We start from the raw sequence: 19,901 nt of genomic DNA, 5'->3' as shown, positions 1-19,901 counted from the left end.
GCTACAGCAACAGGCCCGGGTCACTTCCCATGTCGAGCCCGGGAAAGACCGTGGTTTCCAGCGTGCTGCGCCCGATGCCGAATTGTCCGTGCAGCAACCAGGCCAGATGCGTCCGCAGGTCGCGGGTGGGTCTCAGATCACGCCCTTCGTAAAGCGCGCCGTCGTCCAGGCCGGGCCAGTCGGTGACGACGCGGCCCCCGCGCAAGGCACCGCCGGCCAGCACCATCGCGCCGCCAGTGCCGTGGTCCGTGCCCCCTGTTCCGTTCCAGCGCGCGGTACGCCCGAACTCGGTCACAGCAGCCACCGTCGTTTTGCCCCAGGCCTCTGGTCCCAAGGCCGATTGCAGGGCCAGAAGCGAATCCGAGAGTTGTTCAAGCGACCGGGGCAGATGGCGCTCCTGCGATTTGTGCGTGTCCCAGCCGGTCAGAGAGTAACAGGCGATCCGCGCTGCATCCCGCAATTGCGCACCTGCAAATTCGGCCAGCACGCGGCCCGGTCGGTTCCTGTCGCGCGGCGCCATCATGTCGTCGCGCATCGCGGCCATCATGTCACCGGGGCTGCCGGAAAAGGCCAGTTCGTCACCATCTCTGCCCGCCAGCGCAAAGGCGCTCTCGAGCGCCGCGGCCATTGCGGGATCGGACTGCATCACCCGTCGGGTCAGCAGGATGGCCTGTGGCGACAGGCGCAGGTCCGCCTCCGGGGTCCAGCGGCTCACCGGGGCAGGTCCCGACAGGATGCGAAACGGCTCACCGCCGATGGCATAGGCGGTCTCGGCGCTGGCCCCGGGCAGGTGCTGGACAAGTCGGTTCAGCCAGCCGTCATCGGGCAGGGGCGCGTCCGAGGCGGCCACGCCTGCCTCCAGCAGGTCCTGGCCGTCGAAGTGGCTGCGCTTGTCGCGGTAGGGGATCGAGACCGCATGGGCAAAACCCAGGTCTCCCGCCTGCCAGAGCGGGCGCAGGGGGGCGAGGGCGCCATGCAGCGCGAAGCGCCCGTCAAGATCGAAGGCGTCGCCGTTCATGTCCGGGCCCGGCCGGCCCAGGGCGGCGAAATCCGGGTCGCCATAGGGCGCCACCACGTCCAGCCCATCCATGCCGCCGCGCAGGATGATGACCACCAGCCGGGCATCGCCCGGCGTCGCGGCAAAGCTGACCGGCGTGACCAGCGGGCTGGCGGCCAGTGAACAGCCAAGGGCGGCGCTGCGGGCCAGGAAACTGCGTCTGTCCATCGCTCACATCCTTTGAAACGCGGGGGAGGCCAGCACCACGCCGATGCCGTCGGCGCGGGTCTCGGCTGCGCTAGCGGCGAAACGCACCTCGGCCGGGGCGCGTGATCCCAGCGCGGTTTCCACGAAGTCGCGCGGATCTGGCAGGGCCCCCAGCAGGGCCTGCGGAATGGTGAATCCCCACTGCAGGCGGGCGGCCAGCCCCTGCGGCGTCAGCCAGGCGTCGTCCGCCTCTGGTAACCCGTCCGGCCCGGGTGGCGTCTGCCAGACCTGTCCCATCAGGCGCATCGGCTGGAGCAGGGCGATGCCGAACCGCTTGCCCAGGATGTACTGCGGAATATCCAGCGCGCGACAGGCCGAGGCGATGAAATCCAGCGGCTGCTTGGCATTGCCCGGACGCGGGTCCCAGGCGGCGGGGTGACCCAGCATGGCCCGGTAGACCGCCATCAGATCCCCGTCCGTATCCAGCCAGGCGGTTTCCATCGCGCGGAGCAGGTCCGCGTTGGGCGCATCCGCCACGAAGTGCACGGCCAGTTTGCCCGCGACATGGCGTGCCGTCGCCGGATGTCGGGCAAGGTCACGCAGGGCGTCGTGGATGTCCTTCAATCGGGCGGGGTGATCGCCGCCATAGCTCTTGCCCAGCACTGTTTCGGGGCCCGGTTCGGCCAGAGGGCGGCGGAATTCCGTGCCGCCTTCCGTGGTAAAGGCCAGCCCGGTCAACAACTCTGCCAGTTCGCGCACGTCGGTCTGCGTATAGGGGCCGTCGACCCCCAGCGTGTGCAGTTCCAGCACTTCGCGGGCGAGGTTCTCGTTCAGGCCCTTCTTGCCGGGGTATTTCAGCGCCTGCGGCGAGTTCGGCCCGGCCGAGGCGTGCTGGTCGAGGTAGTGCAGCATCATCGGATGCGTCACGGCCGCGATCAACAACTCGTCGAACCGGCCGGCCAGGTGCGGTCGGATGGCCGATTCGACGTAAGGCGACCCCGCTTCGGCCAGAACATTGGTCTTGCCCCGCGTGGTGAAGTGATCGGCCCAGAAGCTCTCCAGCCGCTCACGCAGAGGCGTCTGGCTGTTCACGCGGCGGGTGACATGGGTCACCAACCACTCCGACTGCATCTTGCGGGCATTGCGTTTCAACCGCCGGATCTGGTCGATGGCCAGTTCCTCGGCCTCCGTGCCGCGTGTCAGGTGGCGGATACGGCCCAGTGTGTGGGCGCTGGCGACCATGTCCCGGGAAAAGGCATCGAATGACATGATCGGAAAGATGTGCGCCATCCGATCGGGGGCGGTCAGCCCGGCGAGCAATTCCCGGGCCGAGCCGGGCGCGGCAATCCGGGGGGATCGGCCACAGCCAAAGCGGATATCGGCAAGAACGGGATCGAACATCTTGAGGCCTCAACGCAGTCGAGGCCCCTATACCTTATGCGGGGCGCGCTTGCATCGCCCCGCACGATGTTGTGTCCGGCGCCTCGGCGAAAAGGCGCCTTGTCGCCGGGTCAGTCCTGCGGAATGACGCGCAGGGCAAGCTCCATCAGCTGATCCGACGACGGTTCCGACGGTGCGTTCATCATCAGGTCTTCGGCGCGCTGGTTCATCGGGAACATGATGACCTCGCGGATGTTCGCCGTCTCGGCCAGAAGCATCACCATCCGGTCGATGCCCGCGGCACAGCCGCCGTGCGGCGGGGCGCCGTAGTGGAAGGCGTTGTAGAGCGCGCCAAAGCGGTTCTTGACCTCGTCCTCGCCGTAGCCGGCGATTTCGAAGGCCTTGAGCATGACCTCGGGCTTGTGGTTCCGGATCGCGCCCGAGACCAGCTCGTAGCCGTTGCAGGCCAGGTCGTACTGATAGCCCAGCACCTTGAGCGGATCGCCTTGCAGCGCCTCCATCCCGCCCTGCGGCATCGAGAAGGGGTTGTGTTCGAAATCGACCTCTCCGGTTTCCTCGTCTTTCTCGTAGATCGGGAAATCCACGATCCAGGCAAAGGCAAATCGGTTGGGGTCGATAAGCTTCAGTTCCTCGCCCAGCACGTCGCGCGCCTTGCCCGCGATACGCTGGAAGCTGGCGGGCTTGCCGCCCAGGAAGAAGGCCGCGTCGCCGACGCCAAGGCCCAGTTGTTCGCGGATCGCTTCGGTGCGCTCGGGACCGATGTTCTTGGCCAGCGGGCCGGCGGCTTCCATGCCGTTCCCCTGATCACGCCAGAAGATGTAGCCCATGCCCGGCAAGCCCTCTTTCTGGGCCCAGGCGTTCATGCGGTCACAGAACTTGCGGCTGCCGCCGCCGGGCGCCGGGATGGCGCGGATTTCGGTGCCGTCCTGTTCCAGCAGCTTGGCGAAGATGGCAAAGCCCGATCCGGCGAAATGCTCGGACACGACCTGCATCTCGATCGGGTTACGCAGGTCGGGCTTGTCGGTGCCGTATTTCAGCGCCGCCTCGGCATAGGGGATCTGCGGCCAGGAAGCCGGGTCATCCACGGTCTTGCCTTCGCCGAATTCCTCGAAGACGCCCGCGATCACCGGAGAGATCGTATCGAACACGTCCTGTTGTTCGACAAAGGACATCTCCATGTCCAGCTGGTAGAAATCGGTGGGCGAGCGGTCGGCGCGCGGGTCCTCGTCGCGGAAACAGGGCGCGATCTGGAAATACTTGTCAAAGCCCGAGACCATGATCAGCTGCTTGAACTGCTGGGGGGCCTGCGGCAGCGCGTAGAACTTGCCCGGATGCAGGCGCGACGGCACGAGGAAGTCGCGCGCCCCCTCAGGCGAGGACGCGGTGATGATAGGCGTCTGGTACTCGCGGAACCCCTTGTCCCACATGCGGCGGCGGATGCTGGCCACCACGTCGGACCGCAGCGTCATGGATTTCTGCATCGCCTCGCGGCGCAGGTCGAGATAGCGGTACTTCAGGCGCGTTTCCTCGGGATACTCCTGGTCGCCGAAGACGATCAGCGGCAGTTCCTGCGCCTCGCCCAGCACCTCGATGTCGCGGATGTAGACCTCGATCTCGCCGGTGGGCAGCTTGGGGTTCACCAGGCTTTCGGCGCGGGCCTTTACGGTGCCGTCGATGCGGATGCACCATTCGCTGCGCACCTTCTCGACCTGGGCAAACACCGGGCTGTCGGGATCACACAGGACCTGCGTCATGCCGAAATGGTCGCGCAGGTCGATGAACAGCACGCCGCCGTGGTCGCGGATGCGGTGCACCCAGCCGGCCAGCCGGACGGTATCACCCACCTGGTCCTTGGTCAGATCGGCACAGGTATGGCTGCGATAGGCGTGCATGTCGGGCCCCTTTTATATGCGCAAAAGTCAGGCGCCGATACATCCCGAGGGGCGCGGGAAGTCAAGGGAGACGGCTTTATTTGGTGAGAATCACCTGAGTCTGCTAATCATCAATGCCGGGAGGACGCGCCAAAACGTCGCAAAGGGGTTTTGCCATGTGGGAGTCGCTGTTTCGAAACATGATGCGCCGGATGCTGCGGCGCGGCCAATTGACCGTGACGCTGCCGGACGGGCGGTCGGAAACCTATGGGCCGGGCGGCGGGCCCGAGTCCCATATCATCTTGACCGAACCGGACACTCTGCGCCGGTTGTTGCTGCGCCCCGGGCTGTCGCTGGGGGAATGCTACGCCGAGGGCACGCTGCAGATCGAAGGCGATGACCTGGAGGGCCTGTTGTCGCTGTTCGTTCCGAACGGGAACATTGCGCAAATGCCGCTGTGGTACGAACTGCCGCGCAAGCTGCAGGGGGCGCTGCGGGGTTTCCTGCAACGCAACACGCCTTTCACGGCCCGACGCAACGTCGCGCATCACTACGATCTCTCGGATGACCTGTACCGGATCTTCCTCGATGCGGATATGCAGTATTCCTGTGCCTACTGGCCAAGGGCCGACATGACCCTTGAAGAGGCGCAGGACGCCAAGAAGGCGCATATCGCGAACAAGCTGATGATCGAGCCGGGGATGCGGGTGCTGGACATTGGCAGCGGCTGGGGCGGCATGGCGTTGACGCTGGCGCGCGACTACGGCGCCCAGGTGACCGGGGTGACGTTGTCGGAAAACCAGTTGGCCACGGCGCAGGCGCGGGCGCAGGTCGAGGGGCTGGAGGATCGGGTGCGCTTCCTACTGCTGGACTACCGCAAGCTGGAAGAGCGATTCGACCGGATCGTAAGCGTCGGCATGCTGGAGCACGTCGGCGCCCCGCATTACCGCGAGTATTTCGGCAAGGTGCGCGACCTGATGGCTGAGGACGGCGTCGCGCTGATCCATTCCATCGTCAAGAACGGCCCGCCGCGCCCCAACAATTCCTGGATCGACAAGTACATCTTTCCCGGCAGTTACGCGCCCTCCGCCTCCGAGGTCTATCGCGCGATCGAGGACAACTGGCTGCACCAGTGCGACGACGAGGCCCTGCGCATCCATTATTCCATGACCCTGCGGGCATGGCGGGAACGGCTGGAGGAAAACCGGGACCGGGTTGTCGAGATGTTCGACGAACAGTTCCTGCGCATGTGGCGCTTTTATCTTGTCTCGATGGAGGTCTCGTTCAGGCAGGGCAACCTGCATGTCCAGCAATGGCAACTGGCCAAGTCCATGTCGGCGGTGCCGATCACCCGCGACTACCTGTATCCCGCGACACAGAGCGACTGGATGCGCGCGGCGGAGTAACGGTGGTGCGCTCTCAGAACGGACGCTCGACGTTGCCAGAGTAGAAAAATACCCCGAGCCCAAGCGCGAACAGGATCACCCCGGCAATGGAATGCAGCAGCACCGCCTCGGCGAAACTGCCGCGCCGCTCGTAGGCCCAGGCAAAGGCGAGGCCGCCGAAAAAGGTCATGCCGGCGACGATCCAGCTCCAGTACATGAGGTGGGCAAAGGAAAAGAGCGCGGCGTTCAGCACCAGCGGGGGCCACGTCCCTCCCGGCAGAAGGCCGCCGTAGCGGCGAAAGAACAATGGCCGAAAGACCAGTTCCTGCGGCAAGGCCGACAGGAATGGATACAGCGCCGCGATCATCAGCATCAGCGCGGGATTGATGCGGATCAGCGCAAAGGCTGACTCTGGCGCGGTCAGGCGCAGAACCACGTAGCCCGTGATCGCCGTCACGGCCGCGAACCCCGCCACCAGCCACCAGTCGACTTTCGCGGCGCCGATCCCCAGCGACCGCCACGCGAATCCGGGCGTGACATGCAGCAGGACAACCCCCAGCGCGGTAAAGCCGAACAGCAGCGGGAACATCATGTCGGCGGGAAAGGCCAGCGCGATGACCGCCGGAATCACCACGAAGAAACAGGCGAACTCGACCCGGAGCCAGAGGCGCCGCACCTCTGACCCGTCGTCTTCCGGCAAAATGGCCATGACCGCCGCTCCCTTGTCCCGTACCTCGATGTCAGATAGGCGCCCTGTGTCGCCGTACCACCCCGTTCGAGGCTTGCGCTTGAACCCGCGCTGCGTATAACGCCGACAATTTGCCAACAGTGTCCCCCGGAAACGCGCCTTGCCGGGGCCCAGACGGAGCTGCCCGATGCCCAAGCGTACCGACATTCAGTCCATCATGATCATCGGAGCGGGGCCCATCATCATCGGGCAAGCCTGCGAGTTCGACTATTCCGGTGCCCAGGCCTGCAAGGCTTTGCGCGAAGAGGGCTACCGGGTGATCCTGGTGAACTCGAACCCGGCCACCATCATGACCGACCCGGGTCTGGCCGATGCCACCTACATCGAGCCGATCACGCCGGAAGTCGTGGCCAAGATCATCGAGAAGGAACGCCCCGACGCTTTGCTGCCCACCATGGGCGGGCAGACCGGCCTGAACACATCTTTGGCGCTGGAAGAGATGGGCGTGCTGGAAAAATTCGGGGTCGAGATGATCGGCGCCAAGCGCGAGGCCATCGAGATGGCCGAGGACCGCAAGCTGTTCCGCGAGGCGATGGATCGGATCGGCCTGGAAAACCCCAAAGCCACGATCATCACCGCTCCCAAGAAAGAGAATGGCAAGCGGGACCTCGAGGCCGGCGTCGCCCTTGCCCTGGAAGAACTCGAAGAGATCGGCTTGCCGGCCATCATCCGCCCTGCCTTTACCCTGGGCGGGACCGGCGGCGGCGTGGCCTACAACCGCGAGGACTATATCCACTATTGCCGCTCGGGCATGGATGCCTCGCCCGTGGGGCAGATCCTCGTCGATGAAAGCCTGCTGGGCTGGAAAGAATACGAGATGGAGGTTGTCCGCGACAAGGCGGACAACGCGATCATCGTCTGTTCCATCGAAAACGTCGACCCGATGGGCGTGCACACCGGCGACTCGATCACCGTGGCCCCGGCGCTGACGCTGACCGACAAGGAATACCAGATCATGCGCAACGGCAGCATCGCCGTCCTGCGCGAGATCGGCGTCGAGACCGGCGGATCAAACGTGCAATGGGCCGTGAACCCCGACAACGGCCGCATGGTCGTGATCGAGATGAACCCGCGCGTGTCGCGGTCCTCGGCGCTGGCCTCCAAGGCGACGGGCTTCCCGATCGCCAAGATCGCCGCGAAACTGGCCGTGGGTTATACGCTGGACGAGCTGGACAACGACATCACCAAGGTCACGCCCGCGTCCTTCGAGCCGACCATCGACTACGTCGTTACCAAGATCCCGAAATTCGCCTTCGAGAAGTTCCCCGGTTCCGAACCCTACCTGACCACGGCGATGAAGTCGGTGGGTGAGGCAATGTCCATCGGCCGGACCATCCACGAATCGCTGCAAAAGGCGCTGGCGTCGATGGAATCGGGCCTGACCGGCTTCGACGAGGTCGAGATCCCCGGTGTCAGTGTCGATCCTTGGTCGACCGCCCCGGAAAAGGCCGCCGTCATCAAGGCGATCAGCGAACAGACCCCGGACCGGATGCGCACCATCGCCCAGGCCATGCGCCACGGACTGACGGACGACGAAATCCACGGCACCACCATGTTCGACCCCTGGTTCCTGGCCCGCATCCGCGAGATCGTGGACGCCGAGCAGGAGGTGCGTGCCAACGGGTTGCCGCAGGACGCCGAGGCGATGCGCGCACTCAAGATGATGGGCTTTACCGATGCCCGCCTGGCAAAGCTGACCGGCTTTGCCGAAAAGGACGTGCGTGCACGGCGGCAGGCGCTGGGCGTCACGGCTGTCTTCAAGCGGATCGACACCTGCGCCGCAGAGTTCGAGGCGCAGACCCCCTACATGTATTCCACCTACGAAGAGCCTCTCATGGGCGAGGTGGAATGCGAGGCACGACCCTCTGACCGCAAGAAAGTCGTCATCCTCGGCGGCGGCCCCAACCGGATCGGGCAGGGTATCGAGTTCGACTATTGCTGCTGCCACGCCTGTTTTGCGCTGACCGACGCGGGCTATGAGACCATCATGGTCAACTGCAACCCGGAAACGGTCTCGACCGACTACGACACCTCGGATCGCCTCTACTTCGAGCCGCTGACCTTTGAACACGTCATGGAGATCCTGACGAAGGAGCAGGAAAACGGCACGCTGCATGGCGTCATCGTGCAGTTCGGTGGCCAGACCCCGCTGAAGCTCGCCAATGCGCTGGAGGCCGAGGGCATCCCGATCCTGGGCACCACGCCCGACGCCATCGATCTGGCCGAAGACCGCGAGCGGTTCCAGGCGCTGGTCAACCAGCTGGGCCTGAAACAACCCAAGAACGGCATCGCCTCCACCGATGCACAGGCGCTGGACATCGCCGAAGAGATCGGCTTTCCGCTGGTGATCCGCCCGTCCTACGTTCTGGGCGGGCGTGCGATGGAAATCGTGCGCGACATGGATCACCTGCGCCGCTACATCAAGGAAGCGGTTGTCGTCTCCGGCGACAGCCCCGTGCTGCTGGACAGCTACCTGTCCGGCGCCACGGAACTGGACGTGGACGCGCTGTGCGATGGCGAAAACGTCCATGTGGCCGGCATCATGCAGCACATCGAAGAGGCCGGCGTGCACTCGGGCGACAGCGCCTGTTCGCTGCCCCCCTATTCGCTGGACGCCGACGTGCTGGCCGAGATCGAACGTCAGACCCACGCGCTGGCCAAGGCGCTGAACGTGGTCGGCCTGATGAACGTACAGTTCGCGATCAAGGCCAACGCGGAGGGCGAAAACGAGGTCTACCTGATCGAGGTGAACCCGCGCGCCAGCCGTACGGTGCCCTTCGTCGCCAAGGCGACCGACAGCGCGATCGCCAGCATCGCCGCCCGCATAATGGCCGGTGAGTCGCTGACGGCCTTCCCGAAGCGCGCCGGTTACGAGGCCAGCATCGACTACGATACCGACGTGCCGATGGCCGATCCGATGACGCTGGCCGATCCGAACATGCCCTGGTTCTCGGTCAAGGAGGCGGTTCTGCCCTTCGCCCGCTTCCCCGGTGTGGATACGATCCTTGGCCCGGAAATGCGCTCGACCGGCGAGGTCATGGGTTGGGACCGCAGCTTTGCCCGCGCCTTCCTCAAGGCGCAGATGGGGGCCGGTACCCACCTGCCGACAGAGGGAACGGTGTTCTTCTCGATCAAGGACGAGGACAAGACGCACCAGCTGATCGAGACGGCGCGGATTCTCGTGGATCTCGGCTTTGCCATCGTGGCGACGGCGGGCACCGCGTCCTTCCTGGCCGCGCATGACATCGCCTGTGAGCTGGTGAAAAAGGTCTACGAAGGCCGCCCGAACATCGTCGACCTGATGAAGGACGGCAAGGTTCACCTTGTCATGAACACCACCGAGGGCTCGGCCGCCGTCGAGGACAGCCGCGAGATCCGCTCTGTCGCGCTTTACGACAAGATCCCCTACTTCACGACCGCCGCCGGGGCACATGCCGCTGCCTTGGCCATGAAGGCGCGCGAAGAGGGTGAACTGGTGGTGAAGTCGCTTCAGGGGTAAGGACAAGCTAATACCAAGGCGATGGGCAATTCCTTGGGCGGGCAGGCAACACTGGTGAAGTGATCGACAAGGGAACGATCCGGCTATTGGTCGGGTTTGCCTTTGGCTTTTTCGGCACTCTTGTGCGACGTTCTCGGGTTTGATTGCAGATGCATTCCGTGGACGGGTTCACCGGGTAAAATTCGCGTCCCGGTGCAACCCCATCGCGCTTACCGCAATATCTCATCGCAACGTAGGGTGCGCTGGTAAGGCGCGCCCTACCAACATCGGGCACTAACCGTAGGGGCCACCCCGCGATCCGCGTCTTCCGGTGCGGCCAGGCGAACGATTGCCGCGGGCATACCCCCTCCACATCCCCTTCCGCCCCTGCTAAACCGCTCGCAAACGATCCTCGGAGGGCATTGCCGATGAAACCCGTCATTCTCACGATCCTCGACGGTTGGGGCCTGCGCGAGGAGGAGGCGAACAACGCCCCAAAGCTGGCCAACACCCCCACGATGGACCGGCTGATGGCCACCTGTCCCCATGCGACGCTGATCACCCACGGCCCCGACGTCGGCCTGCCGACCGGGCAGATGGGTAACTCGGAGGTGGGGCATACCAATATCGGAGCGGGCCGCGTGGTGGCCATGGACCTGGGCCAGATCGACCTGGCCATCGAGGATGGCAGTTTCTTTGACAACGAGGCCATCCTGGAGTTTGCCGACAACGTGAAGTCTGCGGGTGGCCGGGCGCATATCATGGGGCTGACCTCGGATGGCGGCGTGCATGCCCATACCGACCACCTGCTCGCAGCGGCCAAGGTGCTGACCGATCAGGGGCTGGATGTCCTCGTCCACGTCATCACCGACGGGCGCGACGTCGCGCCGACCTCGGCACATAACCAAGTGCAAGCCTTTGCCCTTGCCCTGCCGGAAGGCGCGCGCATCGCCACCGTATCAGGGCGCTACTACGCAATGGACCGCGACAATCGCTGGGAGCGGGTGGAAAAGGCCTATCGCGCCGTGGTCGATGCCAAGGCGGACGCCTTGGAAGATCCGTCCGAGGGCATCGCGGTCCGCTACGATCTCGACCAGATGGACGAGTTTATCGAGCCCTTCATTATCGAAGGCTACGAGGGCATGAAGCCCGGCGACGGGCTGTTCTTCGTCAACTTCCGCGGGGACCGCGCGCGCGAGATCCTGTCTGCGATTGGCGACCCGGATTTCGATGGGTTCGAGCGCACGAAACCCGATCTTTCCGCCATGCTGGGCATGGTCGAATATTCCGACCGGCACAACGAGTACATGACCACCGCCTTTCCCAAGCGCAAAATCGTCAACACGCTGGGCGAATGGGTGGCCAAGCAGGGCAAGACCCAGTTCCGTCTGGCGGAAACCGAGAAATACCCGCATGTGACCTTCTTCCTGAACGGTGGCAAGGAAGTGCCGGAACTGCACGAGGATCGGTTCATGCCCAAGTCGCCCAAGGTGGCGACCTACGACCTGCAGCCCGAGATGTCCGCGGGCGAGGTGACGGAGAAATTCCTCGGCGCGATCGACAGCGGTTATGACCTGATCGTGGTGAACTACGCCAACCCCGACATGGTCGGCCATACCGGGGACCTGCAGGCGGCAATGAAGGCCTGCGAGGCGGTCGACGCGGGGCTGGGGCAGGTGGTCGACAGGCTGGAACAGACCGGCGGCGCGTTGCTGGTGATCGCCGACCACGGCAATTGCGAAACGATGGTCGATCCTGAAACCGGCGGGCCGCATACGGCGCATACGACGAATCTGGTGCCGGTGGTCCTTTACGGTGCGCCCGACGTGGAAAAGCTGCGCGATGGGCGATTGGCCGACGTGGCGCCGACCCTGCTGCAGTTGATGGACCTGCCGCAGCCCGAGGAAATGACCGGGGAAAGCCTGATCGCGTGAAACCGCTGGCGCTGATCCTCTGCCTTCTGGCCGGGCCGCTGGCCGCGCAGGACGCGGGGGACAAGGCGCGTGCCGCCGCCGAGGCGCTGGAGGCGGCTTCTGTCTTGCTGGACACCGCCGACGAGGCGCAGGACCGTGTGGCGGCTCTGACCGATACGGTGCGCGCCTACGAGGACGGGCTGACCGCCATGCGCGAGGGGCTGCGCGCCGCGACCATCCGAGAGACGGAACTCAGCCGCAAGCTGGCCTCGCAGGAGGCCGAGGTGGCGCGTCTTCTTGGCGCGCTCATGGCGGTGGGGGACCGTGCCGCGCCGCGCACGCTGGTGCATCCGGGCGGTCCGCTGGACGCGGCCCGGTCGGGGATGCTGGTGGCGGCGCTGACGCCCGGCCTTGCCGAGCAGGCGGCGGAACTGCGCGCCGATCTCGAAGAGGTCACGGCGCTGCGTGCCCTGCAACAGAACGCTGCGGACACCCTGCAGGAGGGGCTGAGCGGCGTGCAGGCCGCGCGCACCGCGCTCAGCCAGGCGATCGCCGACCGCACGGACCTGCCGCGCCGCTTTACCGAGGACCCGATCCGGACCGAACTCCTGATCGCCTCGACCGAGACGTTGCAAGGGTTTGCCTCGGGTCTCGCAAAGATCACCGAGGACGAGACCGGCCCGCCTCTGCCGCCGATTGCGGACCGCAAGGGCAGCCTGCCGTTGCCCGTGCGCGGGGTTGTCCTGCACGGGGCCGGGGATCGTGACGCGGCTGGGGTTTCCCGCCCCGGTGTCGTCATTGCCACCCGTCCCGGCGCGCTGGTGACCACGCCGACCGCCGCCACGATCCGCTATGCCGGGCCGCTGCTGGACTACGGGCTGGTCGTCATCCTCGAGCCACAGGCGGACCTGATGTTCGTGCTTGCCGGAATGGACACGGTGTTCGGCGAAACGGGGCAGGTTCTTGCCGCGGGCGCGCCTGTCGGGCTGATGGGTGGGCCTGCCGGCGATAATATGTCACCTTCGGGTGAGGGGGCTGGCGGAGCCCGTTCGGAAACGCTCTATATAGAGGTCAGAGAGGGCGACGTGCCCGAGGACCCACTGCGGTGGTTCACAACCGACAAGGGATGATTGAGGTATGAGGAAATTCGTGATGGCCGCCGTCGGCGGCACCCTGGCGTCCATCGTGGCGACGACCCAATTGGTGGGTCCGCTGCTGGCGCAGGAGGGCAGCCGTCCGGAAAGCGTCTATGAGCAGCTCGACCTGTTCGGTGACATCTTTGAACGCATCCGCGCGCAATACGTCGAGGAGGTCGACGAAAAGGAACTGATCGAGGCCGCCATCAACGGCATGCTGACCTCGCTCGACCCGCACTCCAGCTACCTTGCCCCCGACGATGCCGCCGACATGCGCGTGCAGACGCGCGGTGAATTCGGCGGCCTCGGGATCGAGGTCACGCAGGAAGACGGCTTCGTCAAGGTGGTCTCTCCCATCGATGGCACCCCGGCGATGGAGGCCGGTATCGAGGCCGGCGACTTCATCACCCATGTCGACGGTGAAAGCGTGCTGGGCCTGACCCTGGACGAGGCGGTGGACATGATGCGCGGGCCGGTCGGCTCCGAGATCGTGATCACCGTGGTCCGGGAGGGCGTCGAGGAACCTTTCGACGTGTCGATCATCCGCGACACCATCAAGCTGACCGCGGTCCGTTCGCGTACCGAGGGTGAGACCGTCGTGCTGCGGATCACCACCTTCAACGATCAGACCTTCCCCAACCTCGCCGACGGCATTGCCAAGCAGGTCGAAGAGGCGGGCGGCATCGACAAGGTCAACGGGTTCGTCGTCGATCTGCGCAACAACCCCGGCGGCTTGCTGAACCAGGCGATCATGGTGGCCGATGCCTTCCTCGACAAGGGAGAGATCGTCTCGACCCGGGGGCGCGACCCGGCGGATGGCGACCGCTACAATGCCCAGCCCGGCGACCTCACCGAGGGCAAGCCGCTGGTCGTGCTGATCAACGGAGGGTCCGCTTCTGCCTCGGAAATCGTGGCGGGGGCGCTGCAGGATCACCGCCGCGCCATCGTCGTTGGCACCAAGAGCTTTGGCAAGGGGTCGGTACAGACCGTCATGCCGCTGCGGGGCAACGGTGCGATGCGCCTGACCACGTCGCGCTACTACACGCCGTCGGGCCGGTCGATCCAGGCGCTGGGTGTTTCGCCCGACATCGTGGTCGCCCAGCCGCGCCGCGATCCGAACGCCGAACCCGACGAGGAACCGGCGGCCAACCCCTTCACCCGGTCCGAGGCGGACCTGCGCGGCCGTCTCGACAACGATTCGTTGACGCCCGAGGAAATCGAGCAGATCGAACTCGACCGGGCCAAGGCCGAGGCCGCTGCCCGCCTGCGCGAAGAGGACTACCAGCTGGCCTATGCCATCGACATCCTCAAGGGGCTGTCGGCACTGGGTCCGAACGACTGAGATTGAACGCCTCGGGGTATCCGGATCCGGCGGCCTTGGGGCTGCCGGATCTTTTCTTTTCCGGCCTTTGGGGTAGGGCACTACACCCGCGTACTGTGCTGGCCACGCGCGGGCTCAAACAGTTCGCGTTCAAGGCAATGATCCGCAGCCCGGAACAGCTGGCTTGGCCGGATCGGTTGCGCGGGCCGCTATTGGATGCCGGATTCATCTTGGCGTTGCCCTTGCCGGCCTCGGACGGGGCCCGGGTCGACCTGCCGTACTTCGACTAAACCGCCTGCACGGACAAGCTGCGATCCAGCGCCGCGGCGCTTGCGTTCAAGGCGGCGGCCTGCCGGCTGAGCGAACCGGAATATGCCCGCAATTTGGCACGTGACTTGCCCCCGCTTCTCAAGCGCGGCTAAATCGCGGCAACGGAGGATCTGCCATGACCAAGCGAAAGACAATGACCCCCGAAGACATCGCCGCCCTTCCCTATCGTCGCAATGTCGGCGTGATGCTGGTCAACGCGCAGGGCCATGCCTTTGTCGGCCAGCGCATCGACAGCGAGGTGCCCGCCTGGCAGATGCCCCAGGGCGGCATCGACAAGGGCGAGGACCCGCGCGAGGCGGCGCTCCGCGAACTGGAAGAGGAAACCGGCGTCACCCGTGATCTTGTGACCGTCGAGGCCGAAACCGAGGGCTGGATCGCCTATGACCTGCCGCATGACATCGTGCCGAAGATCTGGAAGGGCCGCTACAAGGGGCAGGAGCAGAAATGGTTTTTGCTGCGGTTCCACGGCACCGACGACCAGGTGCGGCTGGATGCGGACGACCACCAGGAGTTCTCGGAATGGCGTTGGCTGCCCGCCGATGAGGTCGTGGATCAGATCGTGCCGTTCAAACGCCCGGTCTACGCGCAGGTCGTCGATGCATTCCGGGCCCATCTGTGATGCGCTGGCTCGGCTTGGTCCTGTCGCTGCTGGCGACCTCCCCTGCGATGGCGCTGTCCTGTCGTCCGGTGGACCCGGTGCGGGATTTCAAGGCGGCCGAAGAGTCCGGTGACCGCTGGGGCGTCGCCGTCGGGCGGCTCGATTTCGACGAGGGGCGCCTGCCCAAGGTCGACTGGGCGCGCCAGGACCGGGTGCCGCCAGAAACCGATCTGCGCGCCCAGTTCATCGGTCATTCCTTGGACATGGAGGGTTTTGACACCGTGTTCCAGGCGAATGTGACCCTGCGGGTGTTCTGCTTGGGCCCCTGGTGCGCGCAACCCAAGAGCGGCGCACGCTACCTGGCCTTCATCAGGCACGAAAACGGCAAGCGCGTGCTGCAGGCGGACCCTTGCGGCAGTTGGCTGTACCCGAACCCGCACCGGCGTGACCTGGACCGGGTCCACAGCTGTTTTGCCGGTGGCCCCTGCGAGGACCGCGGGTTCTGATCCCCACGCCCTTGCTTCTTCTCTGTAAAAATACTCCGGGGGGTCTGGGGGGCTGGCCCCCCAGCGGGTCGCCTGGCCCGAGGCCGGGCGAAAACAGAAACCTCACCGCAGCCGCTTCAGTACCGAGAGCGAGGCATAGCCGTCCGGCACCAGCCCCTGGGATTTCTGGTACTGCCGCACGGCCTCGACCGTCAGTGGGCCGATCTTGGCGTCGATGCCCTCGGTGTCGAATCCGGCGGCTGTCAGGCGCTGTTGCAGCTCGATGCGTTCTTCGAAGGTCAGCGCACGGTCGCCCCGGGGCCATTTGCCCTGGATCGCTTTGCCGCCGGCGATGCGATCGGCCAGGTGGCCGACGCCGATGACGTAGGCATCGGCGGTGTTGTAGGTCTCGATCACCTCGAAATTGTCGAAGACGAGAAAGGCCGCGCCGGTATGTCCGGCAGGCAGCAACACGGAGGCGGGGCCGAAATCCTCGACCGGCTTGCCATCGGTGCCCGTGACCCCCAGCTCTGCCCACTCCGAGGGCAGGCGTGTGACCTCGCGCTTGGCCTCGAGATAGTCGAATCCCTGGGGCAGCCTGACCTCGACGCCCCAGGGTACGCCGGTCTTCCAGCCATTTGATTTCAGGTAGTTGGCGGTCGAGGCCAGCGCATCAGAGGGGTCGTCGCCCCAGATATTGCGCCTGCCGTCGCCGTCGTGATCCACCGAGAGCCGCTGGAAAGAGCCGGGCATGAACTGGGTATGCCCCATCGCCCCGGCCCAGGACCCGCGCAGGTTGGCTTGTGTCGTGTGCCCGTCCTGCAGGATCTTCAGTGCGTCGATCAGCTCTCCCTCGAAGAACTCGGCGCGGCGGGCGTCATAGGCCAGGCTGGCCATCGCCTCGATCACCGGGGTGCTGCCGCGAAAGGTGCCATAGGCGGATTCGAGGCCCCAGATCGCCACCACGATCTCTTTCTGAACGCCGTAGTCGGCTTCGATCTTTTCCAGCAATGCGCGGTGCTTTTTCAGCGCCGCCTTGCCGTTGCGGATGCGCGTCGCCGAGGCGGCGCTGTCGAGGTAGTCCCAGATCGTCTTGGTAAACTCGGACTGGTTGCGGTCACGTTCCACCACCTTGCGGTCGAACTTTGCCCCCTTGAAGGCGGCGTCGAAGACCGCCGGCTCGATTCCCTGTTCCAGTGCACGGGGGCGAAACTCGCGGACCCAGGCGCGAAACCCGGCCTGCGTGCCGGTGATCCGGGCGGAATGGGCGGCCAGTGTTTCCAGAGCGGTAGGGCGCAGCATCGGGCGCAGAGACCCGGAAGGCGCCAGCAGGCTGGCGGGCAGCGTGGCGGCGCGGCTGACCACCTCAAGCTCATCCTCCGGCACGCCGTTGACGATCAGCGGGCGGTCTTCCACCTCGGGCGCCTCGCCGCGCCCAACAGGCCTGGGAGAGGCGGGAGTGGAGCGGTCTGTCGTGCGGGCCTCAAGCTCGCCGCGGGCCACGGGGCGCAACGATACATCGACCGCCTCTGCTGCCACCAGTGGGGCCGAGAGGGTCAAGGCGATCAGCCCGGTTGTTGCGCGCCACATCATGGATCGGATCCTGCTGCTCTCTGGTTTTCCATGAGATTAGCGTGCCCGGGCGCGAATGCGAAGCCATCCGCGACAGGGCATGCAAAATCCTGCCGCTCCGGCCTGATACATGTGCCTGCCGGCTGTCACCCTTTCGAGCGGCGTTTCCGGGTCACCTTGCGCTTGGTCTTGGCGTCCTTGGCCTTGGCCTTGGCCTGTTTGCGGCGGGGCGAGGTGCCGGGTTTCTTGCCACGGGGGCGGCCCTTGCCGCGCGAGAAACGTCCGCCTTGGCGGCTTTCGTATTCCTCGTCGTCCAACTCCAGAAGTTCGAAGGCGATGCCGCCGGTGACAGGCGCCGCCTCGACCAGTTTCACCCGTGCGCGCATTCCCAGCCCGATGACCCGGCCCGTGTCGCCCCCCATCAGGGTGCCGGCGTCGCGGTCGAAATGGAAATACTCGTTGCCCAGCGTGCCGATGGGCACCAGCCCGTCGGCGCCGGTCTCGTCAAGTTTCACGAAGATGCCGAACTTGGCGATGCCGGACACGCGGCCAGTGAATTCGGCGCCGAGCCGGTCGGAAAGATAGGCCGCCAGGTAGCGGTCAGTCGTGTCGCGCTCTGCCATCATCGACCGGCGCTCGGTGTCGGAGATGTGCTGCGCTGTGGCATCCAGCCGCTCGATATCCTCCTGGCTGAGTCCGTCGTCGTCCCACTTGTGGGCCGTGATCAGGGCGCGGTGCACGATCAGGTCGGAGTAGCGCCGGATCGGCGAGGTGAAATGCGCGTAGTTCTGCAGCGCAAGGCCGAAGTGCCCGAAGTTCTTGGGGCTGTAATAGGCCTGCGTCATGGACCGCAAGGTGGCGAGGTTGATCAGTTCCGCCTCGCCGGTCTTGGCTGCCTGGTGCAGAAGCTGGTTGAGGTGGCGCGTCTTCAGCACCTGCCCCTTGGCCATGGTCAGGCCGGCGGCCTGTGCCGTGTCGCGGAGAGATTCCAGCTTGTCCTGCGGCGGTTCCTCGTGCACCCGAAACAGCAGCGGCGTGTCCTTGGCGATCAGGGTGTCGGCGGCGGCGACATTGGCCAGCACCATGAATTCCTCGATCAGCTTGTGCGCGTCCAGCCGGTCGGCGAAATCGACGGATGTCACCTTGCCGTCATCGTCCAGCGCGATCTTGCGTTCCGGCAGGTCGAGGTCCAGCGGCTGGCGGCGTTCGCGTGCCGACTTCAGCGCGGCATAGGCGGCGTAGAGCGGTTTCAGGACCGGTTCGAGCAGCGGGCCGCACTTGTCGTTGGGCTCACCGTCGATGGCGGCCTGCACCTCCTGGTAGCTGAGCGAGGCGGGCGAGCGCATCAGCGCGCGGTAGAATTTTTGCCCCAGCTTGTTGCCCTCGGCGTCGATGCGGATGCGCGCCGCGATACAGGCGCGCGGCACGCCTTCGTGCAGTGAACAGAGATCGCCGGACAGCCGGTCGGGCAGCATCGGCACCACCCGGTCGGGAAAATACGAGGAGTTCCCGCGCATCTTGGCCTCGCGGTCGAGCGCAGAGCCGGGGGTGACGTAATGGGCCACGTCGGCGATGGCGACCCAGAGAACGTGCCCGCCCTCGTTCTGCGGGTCCTCGTCCGGTTCGGCAAAGACCGCGTCGTCATGGTCGCGGGCATCGGACGGGTCGATGGTGATCAATGGCAGGTCGCGCAGGTCGGTGCGGCCCTTGAGGCCGGCGGGCTTCATGCTGTCGGCTTCGGCCACGACCTTTTCCGGGAAATCGTCCGGGATGCCGTGCTGGTGGATCGCGATCAGGGATACGGCGCGGGGTGCGGTGGGATCGCCCAGCCGCAGCACGATGCGCGCCTTGGGCAGGCCCATGCGGCCCTTTGGCCCGGCCTGTTCCGCCTCGACCAGCTCGCCGTCCTGGGCGCCGCCGGTGGCATCGGGCAGGACCGACCATTCCTTGTCAGACCCCTTGTCGATGGGCAGGATGCGCCCGCCCTCGGCGCCCTTGCGGAAGATCCCCACCACCTTGCGGGGCGAGGTGCCGATGCGGCGGATCAGGCGGGCCTCGTAGTTGTGATCGGCGTGGTGCACCACCTGCAGACGGGCCAGGATGCGGTCGCCTTCGCCCAGGGCCGGGTCATTGGCGCGGGCGATGATCAGCACCGTGGGTTCGACCCCTTCACCGTGCCATTCCAGCGGGCGGGCAAAGAGATCGCCGTTTTCGTCGGGCGCCTTGACCTGCAGCACGCTGACGGGCGGCAGGCGATCGGGGTCGCGATAGGTCTTGTGGCGTTTCTCAAGGTGCCCTTCGTCCTCCAGCTCGCGCAGGATGCGCTTGAGGTCGATCCGGTCAGCCCCCTTGATGCCAAAGGCCTTGGCAATGTCGCGTTTCGAGGTGAGGGTCGGGTTGGCGGAGATCCAGTCGAGGACATCCGCCTTGGTGGGCAGCTTGCTCATGGGGTTGGCGTA

13 protein-coding genes are annotated in these 19,901 nt (G+C 65.6%); 7 read left to right on the top strand and 6 right to left on the bottom strand.

The window, feature by feature from the left end:
- Position 1: 1 nt before the first annotated feature.
- The 3 genes from RBB42_RS01505 to aspS all read right to left on the bottom strand — a co-directional run bounded on the left by RBB42_RS01505 (position 2) and on the right by aspS (position 4,497).
- Positions 2-1,225, bottom strand: coding sequence for a DUF1501 domain-containing protein (locus RBB42_RS01505; RefSeq protein ID WP_305967954.1), 1,224 nt, complete (start codon positions 1,223-1,225; stop codon positions 2-4).
- Between the two features lie 3 nt (positions 1,226-1,228).
- Complete coding sequence (locus RBB42_RS01500) at positions 1,229-2,605, bottom strand: DUF1800 domain-containing protein (RefSeq protein ID WP_305967955.1); 1,377 nt, start codon at positions 2,603-2,605, stop codon at positions 1,229-1,231.
- Between the two features lie 110 nt (positions 2,606-2,715).
- On the bottom strand, positions 2,716-4,497 hold the full coding sequence (aspS, locus tag RBB42_RS01495; RefSeq protein ID WP_305967956.1) for an aspartate--tRNA ligase: 1,782 nt from the start codon (positions 4,495-4,497) through the stop codon (positions 2,716-2,718).
- A gap of 155 nt (positions 4,498-4,652) precedes the next feature.
- Here aspS and RBB42_RS01490 point away from each other — a divergent pair, with 155 nt between their 5' ends.
- On the top strand, positions 4,653-5,882 hold the full coding sequence (locus RBB42_RS01490) for an SAM-dependent methyltransferase (RefSeq protein WP_306043490.1): 1,230 nt from the start codon (positions 4,653-4,655) through the stop codon (positions 5,880-5,882).
- 13 nt (positions 5,883-5,895) lie between these two features.
- Here the strand turns inward: RBB42_RS01490 and RBB42_RS01485 are convergent, their stop codons facing one another.
- Positions 5,896-6,570, bottom strand: coding sequence for a CPBP family intramembrane glutamic endopeptidase (locus tag RBB42_RS01485; protein ID WP_305967958.1), 675 nt, complete (start codon positions 6,568-6,570; stop codon positions 5,896-5,898).
- Positions 6,571-6,736: 166 nt separating this feature from the next.
- Here RBB42_RS01485 and carB point away from each other — a divergent pair, with 166 nt between their 5' ends.
- The 6 genes from carB to RBB42_RS01455 all read left to right on the top strand — a co-directional run bounded on the left by carB (position 6,737) and on the right by RBB42_RS01455 (position 15,891).
- Positions 6,737-10,108, top strand: coding sequence for a carbamoyl-phosphate synthase large subunit (gene carB, locus RBB42_RS01480; RefSeq protein ID WP_306043589.1), 3,372 nt, complete (start codon positions 6,737-6,739; stop codon positions 10,106-10,108).
- A gap of 407 nt (positions 10,109-10,515) precedes the next feature.
- Positions 10,516-12,021, top strand: a complete 1,506-nt coding sequence (gpmI, locus tag RBB42_RS01475; protein WP_305967960.1) for a 2,3-bisphosphoglycerate-independent phosphoglycerate mutase — start codon at positions 10,516-10,518, stop codon at positions 12,019-12,021.
- Positions 12,018-13,130 carry a murein hydrolase activator EnvC family protein gene (locus RBB42_RS01470; protein WP_305967961.1) on the top strand — a complete coding sequence of 371 codons (1,113 nt, stop codon included), beginning with the start codon at positions 12,018-12,020 and terminating at the stop codon, positions 13,128-13,130. Before gpmI ends, RBB42_RS01470 begins: the two co-directional genes overlap by 4 nt.
- Before the next feature lie 7 nt (positions 13,131-13,137).
- Positions 13,138-14,478: a S41 family peptidase gene (locus RBB42_RS01465; RefSeq protein ID WP_305967962.1), complete on the top strand. Its 1,341-nt coding sequence runs from the start codon at positions 13,138-13,140 to the stop codon at positions 14,476-14,478.
- Between the two features lie 442 nt (positions 14,479-14,920).
- The gene (locus RBB42_RS01460; RefSeq protein WP_305968087.1) at positions 14,921-15,406 is read left to right on the top strand and encodes an RNA pyrophosphohydrolase; all 486 of its coding nucleotides are present in this window, start codon (positions 14,921-14,923) and stop codon (positions 15,404-15,406) included.
- Complete coding sequence (locus RBB42_RS01455) at positions 15,406-15,891, top strand: hypothetical protein (protein WP_305967963.1); 486 nt, start codon at positions 15,406-15,408, stop codon at positions 15,889-15,891. Before RBB42_RS01460 ends, RBB42_RS01455 begins: the two co-directional genes overlap by 1 nt.
- A gap of 102 nt (positions 15,892-15,993) precedes the next feature.
- Here RBB42_RS01455 and RBB42_RS01450 read toward each other — a convergent pair whose 3' ends face one another.
- Complete coding sequence (locus RBB42_RS01450; protein WP_305967964.1) at positions 15,994-17,463, bottom strand: lytic murein transglycosylase; 1,470 nt, start codon at positions 17,461-17,463, stop codon at positions 15,994-15,996.
- A 125-nt stretch (positions 17,464-17,588) separates the two neighbouring features.
- Positions 17,589-19,889: a ribonuclease R gene (rnr, locus tag RBB42_RS01445; RefSeq protein WP_305967965.1), complete on the bottom strand. Its 2,301-nt coding sequence runs from the start codon at positions 19,887-19,889 to the stop codon at positions 17,589-17,591.
- Positions 19,890-19,901: the final 12 nt, after the last annotated feature.

The sequence above is a fragment of the Mameliella sp. MMSF_3455 genome, from assembly GCF_030733205.1.
Taxonomy (GTDB): Bacteria; Pseudomonadota; Alphaproteobacteria; order Rhodobacterales; family Rhodobacteraceae; genus Antarctobacter.
This window is presented reverse-complemented; position numbering and strand designations above follow the sequence as displayed.

Excerpts from the sequence above, each read along its gene's own strand:
- carB (WP_306043589.1), top strand. The coding sequence starts at position 6,737 with ATGCCCAAGCGTACCGACATTCAGTCCATCATGATCATCGGAGCGGGG.
- RBB42_RS01490 (WP_306043490.1), top strand. The coding sequence starts at position 4,653 with ATGTGGGAGTCGCTGTTTCGAAACATGATGCGCCGGATGCTGCGGCGC.
- gpmI (WP_305967960.1), top strand. The coding sequence starts at position 10,516 with ATGAAACCCGTCATTCTCACGATCCTCGACGGTTGGGGCCTGCGCGAG.
- RBB42_RS01465 (WP_305967962.1), top strand. The coding sequence starts at position 13,138 with ATGAGGAAATTCGTGATGGCCGCCGTCGGCGGCACCCTGGCGTCCATC.
- aspS (WP_305967956.1), bottom strand. The coding sequence starts at position 4,497 with ATGCACGCCTATCGCAGCCATACCTGTGCCGATCTGACCAAGGACCAG.
- RBB42_RS01500 (WP_305967955.1), bottom strand. The coding sequence starts at position 2,605 with ATGTTCGATCCCGTTCTTGCCGATATCCGCTTTGGCTGTGGCCGATCC.
- RBB42_RS01485 (WP_305967958.1), bottom strand. The coding sequence starts at position 6,570 with ATGGCCATTTTGCCGGAAGACGACGGGTCAGAGGTGCGGCGCCTCTGG.
- RBB42_RS01450 (WP_305967964.1), bottom strand. The coding sequence starts at position 17,463 with ATGATGTGGCGCGCAACAACCGGGCTGATCGCCTTGACCCTCTCGGCC.
- RBB42_RS01505 (WP_305967954.1), bottom strand. The coding sequence starts at position 1,225 with ATGGACAGACGCAGTTTCCTGGCCCGCAGCGCCGCCCTTGGCTGTTCA.
- rnr (WP_305967965.1), bottom strand. The coding sequence starts at position 19,889 with ATGAGCAAGCTGCCCACCAAGGCGGATGTCCTCGACTGGATCTCCGCC.
- RBB42_RS01460 (WP_305968087.1), top strand. The coding sequence starts at position 14,921 with ATGACCCCCGAAGACATCGCCGCCCTTCCCTATCGTCGCAATGTCGGC.
- RBB42_RS01455 (WP_305967963.1), top strand. The coding sequence starts at position 15,406 with ATGCGCTGGCTCGGCTTGGTCCTGTCGCTGCTGGCGACCTCCCCTGCG.